Below are 2581 nucleotides of genomic sequence, written 5' to 3'. Positions count from 1 at the left end.
ATCATGCCTCGAGTCCACAATTCTTGCCGCTACCGTGGCCGCAACGCCAATGTTGACATCCACATCGGGGTGGCCCAAGCCGGACCCGTGCAGATCGAGCTGATTCGGGACTACACGGATGGGCCGAGCGTTTTCCGAGATCTGCACAATCTCCACGACTTCACCAAGTCGGGCTTTCACCAGGTGTCTACGCTGACGCGCGAGTATGACGGAAAGAAGGCGCACTACCTGGGGACGGGCTACGAACTGGCATGTGAATTCACCACCCCCGGCCAACGGGTCGCCTTCTTCGACACCACCGACCACTTCGGGTTTTTCACCGAAGTCGTCGAGGAGAAGGCCAGTTTTCGGGCCAACCTATCCAAAATTTCGCGGACGTGCGCCGACTGGGATGGCGCCGACCCCATCCGTATCCTCACTCGCGACGGGTATCGCACCCCGTAGCCGCCTCGTTGGCGGCGAAGCTGTTCGGTAGAAGCGTGACCATTACGGGTTAGAGGCCGTGATTAGGCCAGTTGGGCTCGAGGTTTCCGGCCTTGAACGACGCCGCGCCGAAGGAGTGTTTGTCGCGGCGCATGAACATCGAGATGATCATCTCCGCTTCGATGCGCAGCCGTTCTTCCAGGGTGCGGCCGACGTGGCGCAGCAGGCACTCCTTGTCGGAGCGGATGGCGCCCTGCGGCAGCGCGGCGATCTCGTGCGCGAGCGCCACCGCGCGCTCCAGCGCCTTGCCGCGCGGCACCACCTCATTGACCAGGCCGATGCGCTCGGCTTCGAGGACGTCGATGCGCCGGCCGGTGATGATGAGCTCCATCGCCTTGGCGAACCCGACGATGAGCGGCAGCCGCACAGTCAGCCCGTCGCCGGCAACGATGTTCCAGCGCCGCTCTAGCGCGCCGAACTCGGCGTTCTCCGCGCCGATGCGGATGTCGGCGAGCATCGCGGTCTCGAGCCCGGCGGCGAAGGCATAGCCGTTCACCGCCGCGATGATCGGCTTGAAGATATCGACGCGGCGGGTGTAGCCGCAGACGCCGGGAAGGTTATAGAGGTCTTTGCGGTACTGATCGAAGTCGCCAAGCTCGGTCAACTCCGCGGCGTCCTGCAGATCCCAGCCCGCGCAGAAAGTCGTCTCGCCGGCACCGGTGATCACCAGAACAAAGGCGCTGTCGTCATCGCGGAAGCGCTGAAACGCCTCGTGGAGCTCAGCGTTCATGCGACGGCTTATGGCGTTGTGCTGCTCGGGCCGATTGTAGGTGAGGACAACGACGTGCTCATCTTGCTCGTACTTCAGGGTCTCGTAGCTCATGACTCCCATAATTACCCCGACCCAGATCACGGCGGGAAACGCCACCTGGATCTCGGCGAGACGCCCCAGTGCGTGCGTCTCAGCAATACGGACGAAAGCCTGCGCGGCACGGCCTGCTTTGAGTTCCCCCGCTTGATCACCGACGTCGGGGGTGCTCCACTCCCCCGCTAGCCTAGATTTTCGCTAAGCTCGCGTGACCGGCTTGAATTGGCGAAAGTGTCCGTCCTGCAGGAGATATGGGGATTACTCGTGATCCATCATTCCGAGTGTCGAGATACTTCTGGCTCTAGAGGAACGGGCTGACTGGTCGCGCCCTGGGCGGCGGCAACTTTCCTCGCTTCAGAGCAAGGTTGTGATTAGCCTGCCAAGTATGGTCACGTCGCCAGCCGCGCTCACCGCCCCTGAGCTGGAATTGCGGGAGCAGGTTCGCTCCTTCCTGGTCGAGACACTGCCCTGGGGGACATTCGAGCCCGGCCTGGGGATGGGCGCCGAGGTCAATCCAAAGTTCTCCGCCGCGCTGGCGCAGCGTGGCTGGATCGGCATGGCGGTCCCCGCGCGCTACGGAGGCCGCGACGCCACCGCCGTCGACCGCTTTGTCGTCGTCGAAGAGCTGCTGCGCTGGGGCGCCCCAGTTGGGCATCACTGGGTGGCCGACCGGCAGATCGCCCCGGTGCTCCTGCGTTATGGCACCGAGGAACAGAAGCGGTGGCTGTTACCTCGAATCTGCCGGGGAGAGTTGTGTTTTTGCATCGGCATGAGCGAGCCGGACGCCGGAAGCGACCTCGCGTCGGTGCGGACTCGGGGTGTGCGCGACGGGGACGGCTGGCGGGTGTCGGGCGTCAAGGTGTGGACGAGTAACGCGATGCGCGCCGACTTCATGATTGCGCTGTGTCGAACCGGGGAGGGCGCCCGCCATGTGGGGCTGAGCCGATTCCTGATCGATATGCGCAGCCCTGGCGTGACGGTCAAGCCGATCCCCTACCTGGACGGCAGCACCGACCACTTCGCCGAGGTGGTCCTTGACGGCGTGCTGGTGTCGGACGAGATGGTGATCGGCGAAATAGGGCAAGGTTGGGCCCAGAACGCCAACGAGTTGGCCTTCGAGCGCAGCGGCCCAGACCGGTGGATCTCAACCTTCCTGCTCGTTCAGGAGTTCATCCGCGAGTGGCCAGACCTGGCCGCCAGTCCGGTCGGAAGCCGGCTGATCGGCGAGCTCGCGGCCCAGTACTGGGTGCTGCGCCGGCTTTCGCTGGCCGTGGCCAGGGCGATCGACGC

At 64.3% G+C, this 2581-nt stretch carries 3 protein-coding genes; 2 read left to right on the top strand and 1 reads right to left on the bottom strand.

All coding sequences use genetic code 11. The features are described from left to right. A partial coding sequence (locus VEI45_RS24365) for a VOC family protein (RefSeq protein ID WP_324857082.1) occupies positions 1–444 on the top strand: 444 nt, incomplete at its 5' end. A 49-nt stretch (positions 445–493) separates the two neighbouring features. Here VEI45_RS24365 and VEI45_RS24360 read toward each other — a convergent pair. Further along, positions 494–1306, bottom strand: coding sequence for an enoyl-CoA hydratase/isomerase family protein (locus tag VEI45_RS24360; protein WP_324857081.1), 813 nt, complete (start codon positions 1304–1306; stop codon positions 494–496). A 370-nt stretch (positions 1307–1676) separates the two neighbouring features. Between VEI45_RS24360 and VEI45_RS24355 the strand changes: the two genes are divergently transcribed. Continuing rightward, positions 1677–2581: acyl-CoA dehydrogenase family protein (locus VEI45_RS24355; protein WP_324857080.1), on the top strand; the 905-nt coding region annotated here is incomplete at its 3' end.

The organism is Mycobacterium sp., assembly GCF_035623875.1.
Classification (GTDB): Bacteria; Actinomycetota; Actinomycetes; order Mycobacteriales; family Mycobacteriaceae; genus Mycobacterium.
The sequence above is the reverse complement of the archived record's forward strand: the minus strand, read 5'-3'. Positions and strand labels throughout refer to the sequence as shown.

Coding starts and splice junctions, on each gene's coding strand:
- VEI45_RS24360 (WP_324857081.1), bottom strand. CDS start 1,306: ATGAGCTACGAGACCCTGAAGTACGAGCAAGATGAGCACGTCGTTGTC.